The organism is Streptomyces sp. SID3343 (assembly GCF_009865215.1).
Lineage (GTDB): Bacteria > Actinomycetota > Actinomycetes > Streptomycetales > Streptomycetaceae > Embleya.
Window position 1 is genome coordinate 1 of the sequence record NZ_WWJX01000924.1, and the last position, 6,153, is coordinate 6,153.

General features: G+C 73.7%; 3 protein-coding genes, 1 pseudogene and 1 riboswitch. Of the genes and pseudogenes, 2 read left to right on the forward strand and 2 right to left on the reverse strand.

The genetic code is table 11. The features are described 5' to 3' along the window. Window positions 1-1,252 (reverse strand): annotated as a pseudogene (locus tag GT354_RS28920) (5-methyltetrahydropteroyltriglutamate--homocysteine S-methyltransferase); the annotation flags it as partial. A 139-nt stretch (window positions 1,253-1,391) separates the two neighbouring features. Continuing rightward, a riboswitch (cobalamin riboswitch) is annotated at window positions 1,392-1,614 on the reverse strand. 175 nt (window positions 1,615-1,789) lie between these two features. Here GT354_RS28920 and GT354_RS28925 point away from each other — a divergent pair. Further along, complete coding sequence (locus GT354_RS28925; protein ID WP_161359320.1) at window positions 1,790-2,461, forward strand: TetR/AcrR family transcriptional regulator C-terminal domain-containing protein; 672 nt, start codon at window positions 1,790-1,792, stop codon at window positions 2,459-2,461. Window positions 2,462-2,747: 286 nt separating this feature from the next. Here GT354_RS28925 and GT354_RS28930 read toward each other — a convergent pair whose 3' ends face one another. Next, window positions 2,748-4,274, reverse strand: a complete 1,527-nt coding sequence (locus tag GT354_RS28930) for a salicylate synthase (RefSeq protein WP_202512436.1) — start codon at window positions 4,272-4,274, stop codon at window positions 2,748-2,750. A gap of 696 nt (window positions 4,275-4,970) precedes the next feature. On the opposite strand from GT354_RS28930, the gene GT354_RS28935 reads away from it, so the two are divergent. Further along, window positions 4,971-5,843 (forward strand): ATP/GTP-binding protein, encoded by an 873-nt coding sequence (locus GT354_RS28935; RefSeq protein ID WP_346012227.1) that lies wholly within the window; start codon window positions 4,971-4,973, stop codon window positions 5,841-5,843. Window positions 5,844-6,153 lie beyond the last annotated feature (310 nt).

Below are 6,153 nucleotides of genomic sequence, written 5' to 3' on the forward strand. Positions count from 1 at the left end.
CCGGCGTGACCGCGGCGGCCCGGGCCCGGACCACCGGATCGTGGGTCAGCGCGGACGCCCTGCGCGACGCCAAGTCGGCGCGGTTGGCCGCGAGTTGCGCGGTGATCGTGTCGACGCCCTCGGACAGGCCGCGGGCGAGGGTGACGACCTCGACCGTCTTTTGTCGGGCGAACGCCAGCCAGCGGGCGAGCTGTGGATCGAGGTCGCGCTCGACACTCGCGTCCAGCGGGACGTGCAGGAGGGAGCACGACGCCGCCACGTCCACCCGGTCGGCCAGGCCGAGCAGGGTCCCGAGCGTGGACAGCGAGTTCTCCAGGTCGTTGATCCACACGTTGCGGCCGTCCACGACCCCCGCGACCAGCCGCTTGCCGGGCGAGAGGCCGCCGGCTCGGGCGAGATCGCGCAGGTTCGCGGCGGCCGGCCCGGTGAAGTCCATTCCCAGGCCCTCGATCGGGGCCCTCGCCAGGATCGGCAGCGCGTCGCCGAGGCGGTCGAAGTAGCTCGCGACCAGGATCCTGGGCCGGTCGACGAGCGCACCCAACTCGCGGTACACCCGGGCGGCGACGTTGAGTTCGGCCGGGGTACGGTCCTGGACGAGCGCGGGCTCGTCCAGTTGGACCCACTCGGCGCCGGCGGCGCGCAGGTCGGCGAGCACGCTCGCGTATACCGGCAACAGCCGGTCGATCAGCGTGATCGGGGCGAAGTCGGCCGCGACGCCCGGCGCCGGCTTGGCGAGCAGCAGGTAGGTGAGCGGGCCCACGAGCACCGGACGAGCCCGGTGGCCGAGCGCGAGGGCTTCGAGCAGTTCGTCCACGGGCTTGGTGGAATCCGCCGCGAACGCGGTGTCGGGCCCCAACTCGGGCACCAAATAGTGGTAGTTGGTGTCGAACCACTTGGTCATCTCCAGCGGTGCGACGTCCTGCGTGCCGCGGGCCATCGCGAAGTAGCCCGCGAGCGGGTCGGCCGCGACCGCCGCGCGATGCCGGTCGGGGATCGCGCCGACGAGCACGGTGGTGTCCAGGACGTGGTCGTACAGCGAGGAGTCGCCGGTGGGGACCTCGTGGACGCCTGCCTCGGCCAGCCGCCGCCAGGTGTCGCGGCGCAGATCGGCGGCCGTCCGGTGCACGGCGTCGGCGGTGATCCGGCCTGCCCAGTAGCCCTCGACGGCCTGCTTGAGCTCACGGCCCGGGCCCTGCCTGGGATGGCCGTACACGGTGGCCTGTGAGCGCGGGGTGCTGAAACTCTCTGCCACGGAACTCTCCTTCGCGAGTCGCGGTGGTGACCGCGGGAGGGGTCGCGAAGGATCGGCACACACGCGACGAAACGCGTGCTCGGGCGGCTCGCACCCGTACCGTGGACCCGCCCTCGAGGTCACCGAAAAGCCGCGTGCGAGGTCGCACACGGGCAGTGGCAGGTCTTCGGACTCGTGGGCGCGCCGGGCAACGAAACCCGACACCTACTGGCCGTCGCTTCCCGAACCCGTTGCCGGGTCCAGTGCTGATGACGGCGGTCGTTCCCACACACCGCTGCGGGGCAGTTCCGGATTCACACCGGATTCCCTCTTGCGACGCGTCTGCCTGGCGGGCAGGGCGAACCGACTGCACCGCCCACCTTACGCACACGCGCCGCCACTGTGGGCCCGGGTCCGGATGACGGACCCGGCGGGTGGTGGGCGGGATGCCGGGGACGGCCCGGCCCGGCGGGGGCCGTCGAGTAGGTTGGGGGGACTGCTTCCAGTCCGTCCGGGTTCGTCAGGGGTGCCGCCGTGCCGAAGGCTCGTCTTACGCGGGTGCGGTCGAAACAGCCGGTCACCCGGGCGCGGATCATCGAGGCGGCCGTGCTGTTGACCGCCGAAGTCGGCCTGGAGGGCTGGACCATCCGCAGCCTGGCCGCGCGGCTGGATTCCTGGCCGCAGGTGCTCTACCACCACGTGGGCGACCGGGACGCGGTCGCGCACGCGGTCGTCGAGGAGGTCGTGGCCCGCTTCCCGCTGCCCGACCCGGAGTTGCCGTGGCGGCCGTGGTTTCGCGAACTCCTGCTCGGCGCCCGGCCGGTGCTCCGCGAGTATCGCGGCGTCGCGCGCCGGCTCGCGCTGCACGGCCCGACGGTTCCCTCGGCGCTGCCGATCATCGACCACGGTGTCGCGCTGCTCGCGCGCAGCGGCCTGGGCGACGAGGCGTTGGCCGGCTACACGTTCCTGTTGTCGGGGGCGCTCTCGTCGATCGCGATCGACGACGACCGGGCCCGCCTCGGGGTGACCCCCGAGATGGGCGACCTCACGCCGCACCTGCACGCCGGCGGCGAGGGGCTGCGGGCCTTCGGCGCGGCCTTGGTGCGGCTGGAGGCCGGCCCCGACGCGCGGGAGACGTACGCGGGGTACATCCACATTTACACGATCGACCGGGCGTTGGACGGCATCGGCGCCAGGATCGCCGAACTGACCGGTGATGCCGGGCCGTGACCACCGGTTGGTGGGGCCCGGGAGCCCCTTGACCAGGGGCTTCGCAACGACCGACCGGGAAAGACAGGTCGGTCACCCCGGACGCCGGCCCCGAACACCTTGCGCCGCCCGGCACGGTCGGACACCGACCCGGCAGCGAGCAACGGCGCGGCGAACGCGAGGGTGTGAGCGCCGACCGCCCACTGAGGTCCGCCCGGGCTCGCGTCCAAGCCCCGGGCGACGTCGGGCGTTGCGACGTTGGGCGGTAGGAGAGGGGGTGTGCGATGGAGTGGAAGCGGAAGAGCCTTCAGGCCGCCGGGAGTTCCGGCTCGGGTGTATCGCTCGACGGCACGACGTGCGGGGCCACCGTGGCGAGTTCGTGGCAGGTCTCGCGGTACTCGCGCACCGGGCGCGAGTCGCGCACGATGCCCGCGCCGGCCCGCAGCCACGTGCCGCCGTCCTGGGTGTGCACCATGCGCAGCGCGAGGGCGGCGTCGAGTTCGCCGGTGTGGGTGGCCCGGACGACCGCGCCCGCGTACAAACCGCGCGGGGTCGCCTCGTACTCGGCGATCACGGGGTACGCGTCGGCCTTGGGGACGCCGGAAACGGTCACCGCCGGGAACAGCGCGACGAGCGCGTCCCACGGGCCGTGTCGCGCGTCCAGGCGACCCGACACGCGCGAGGCGATGTGGTGCACGCTCCCGCGTTCCTCGACCACCATGAACGCGTCGATGGCGACACTGTCGGGCTCGCACAGCGCGCGCAGCTCGGCGTCGGCCACCCGGACCGAGACGGCGTGTTCGTACACCTCCTTGGCGTCGCCGAGCAGGGCGGCCCGGCGGCGCGCGTCGAACGCGGGATCGTCGCCGCGCGGGCAGGTACCCGCGAGCGGGCGGGTGGTGATCGATCCGTCGGCGTCCACCTCGACGACCGTCTGGGGACTGAACCCGGCGGCCCGAAGTCCCGGCAGGTCCAGCAGGAACGACCGGGCGGGCGTGTTCGCGCGACGTCCGCGCAGGTAGGTCGCGGGGAAGTCGACGTCGTAGGGGACCGCGACGCGCCGGGACAGGATCACCTTTTCCAACTCGCCCGCGCGGATCCGGTCGACGGTGGCGGCCACGGCGGCGAGGTACGGCCCCGGCTCCGCGTCCTCGACGTCCACCGGTCGCGGGGCCGCGGCGGGGGCCTCGTCGCCCGCGCCGAGTGCCGCGGACAACACGCGATCCAGGTCTGCGGCGTTCAAGGCGCGTACGGTCAGCGACCGTTCGTCCACGCCCACCTCGACCCGGGGGACCGTCAGCCGACCCAACTCCCGGTCGGCGTCGCCCGACAGTGGCAAACCCGCCACCGCGAAGGCGAGTTCGTGGTCGAGCCGGCCGTACAGGCGCCAGTCCTCGATCGGCAACTCGGCCAGGAGTACGTCGATCGCCCGCGCCGGCGAACCCGTCCACGCGACGCTTCGGACCGGGCTCTCGGGCAGCCCGCTCACCGTGCGTCCCTCATCTGCCTCGCCCGCCTCGCCCGCCTCGCCCGTCCATGCGCGCACCGTGTCGCGGTGGATGGTCACCGCTGCGACGGCCCCGCCCGCGAACCACCATCGCCCGTCCCGTTCGTAGACGACGGACTCGTCGAACAGCCCGGACGCGGCGAGCCGGACCGCGACGGCCGCCGGGTCGTAGCCACCCTCGCGCCGCTTGCGCAGGTAGCGGCGAGCGGGCGCGCCGGCGGCGGTCGCGATGGTGCCCCCCGACCGGGTCGTCGGCGGATCGGTTCCGGCCCCCGGCGTACCGGAGCCGGTCGCGACGGATGCTGGTTCGGCGGTGTGTATGGCCACGCGGGTCGACCTCTCGTTGGCGAAGCGCGCTCCGAGCGCGCCCGATCACCCTTGTTGAGCACTGAATAAGTAGGTTAGCCTCACCTAACTTTTCCTGCCAAGGGCGGGTGTGGGCAGGGATCGAAGAAAGGGAGCGAAAGAGGGAGGAGGGACCCGGGCGGCCCCGGCGCGCGCGGTGACACCTCGCGCCGGGGCCGCGTGCGGAGCGCGCGGGCTGCCACGGCACAGGGCAGGCGCGACACGGGGCGGCAGGCGCGCGGGCTGTGGACAGCAGTGGCAGTGGGGCAGTACGGCGGATGAGCGGACTCCAAGCGGCGGGCACGCGGGGGTGCGGAGGCTCCGGGCGAACGAGCATGGGGGCACACAGACAGCCGCTCATCGGGCTCTGCGCGCAGGGCCGCAGGCGGCGGCCAGGTAGCGCGCTGCGGAGAATTGTTGGGGTTGCCGCCCCGCCTGCGACCCTCCGCAGCCGGCATCGTCGTCGGGCCTTGCCCCGGCCGGTGCGCGCGTTGGCGGGCCCCGAGTGCGGGTGGGGGCGCGCGGCCCGGGTACCGCGACCTGCCGGCATCGCGGGTGACGCGTACCGGCGTCGGGTCGGCCTCTTGTTGCCCCCGCAGCGGCTCGGACCTGTGAAGATGTCGTCGGCCGGGCCGAACCGGACGGTGGGACACGCGGGTGGTCGGGGCGGAGGCGATGGTGAGCGGTACGGGGAACGCGGGTGGCGCGGGGGGCCTGGGGGGCGGGGGAGACGCGGTCGAGTCGCTCGGTGGGAACGACGCGACCTCGGGCGACCCGGTGGTGGGTTCCTCGTCGGTGCCGGCCGAGGCGTCGCTGCGCCCGCGCGGCCTGGTGGACTTGCGTGGACGGGTGCGCGGGCCGTCGGTGCTCGGCTATCCCGCAGGGGCCGTGGTGGTCGTGTCCGGCTTGCCCGGGAGCGGCAAGAGCACATTGATGCGGCGGTGGTCCGGCTCCGCGCCGGTGATCGACCCGCGCACCGTGCACGTCGAGTACCAGGCCAGAATGCCCGATTGGCTGCCATATGCGGTGTACCGGCCATGGGTTCGGCTTCAGCACTTCCTGCGGTTGCGAGCGGGAGTCAGGGGCGGTGGGCCGCTTTTGGTGCACGACTGCGGCAGTCGTGCGTGGATGCGGCGTTGGCTGGCCCGTTCGGCCGGCCGGCAGCGTCGTGAGCTGCACGTGGTGCTGCTCGCGGTGGACGCGGGGGACGCGCTGGCCGGGCAGGAGACGCGCGGCCGATGGGTCCCCGGGCGGGTCTTCGCGCGGCATCGGCAGGGCTTGGCGCAGCTGCTGTCGGCGCTCTCGGCGCAGGGTGCGGCGGCTGTGCCGGAAGCGGCGTCGGTCGTCCTGCTCGACCGCACGGTGCGCGAGCATGTCGCGGCGTTGGAGTTCGCACCGGCCGGGGGAAGCGGGCCGGGATCCGCAGCTCCGCCGCTGCCTTCCCCGGCGCCCGTGGCCGCGCCTTTGCCCCTGACCTCGCCTGTGCCTTCGTCCTTGTCCTTGTCCTTGCCGGAGGGGCTGCTGGACCGGCGCCGGTCGAGTCCGCCATGATGCCGGAGTCGAGGCGGGCGGGCCGCGCCACGCGCGCTGCGCGCCGGGCCCGAGACGCCCGCGATTCGCGGTCGCCGGAACCGACCGCCTGAAGCCGCCGAGCCGGGTCGATCAGGGTGATGGGCGCAGGCCCTTCGAGTGCTTCGGACCGCCTTAGACCCCGACCAGGGCGTCCACGGGGGAGCCTTAGGCTGCCTTAGGCCGGGTCGGGGCGTGCGTTGCCCGATAGATGCGGCATCCGCCCCATGCTCGTGCCCCCACTGGGACGCGAAGCTGTTACCACGAGCCGGAGGAACCGGGTCGGGGCAAC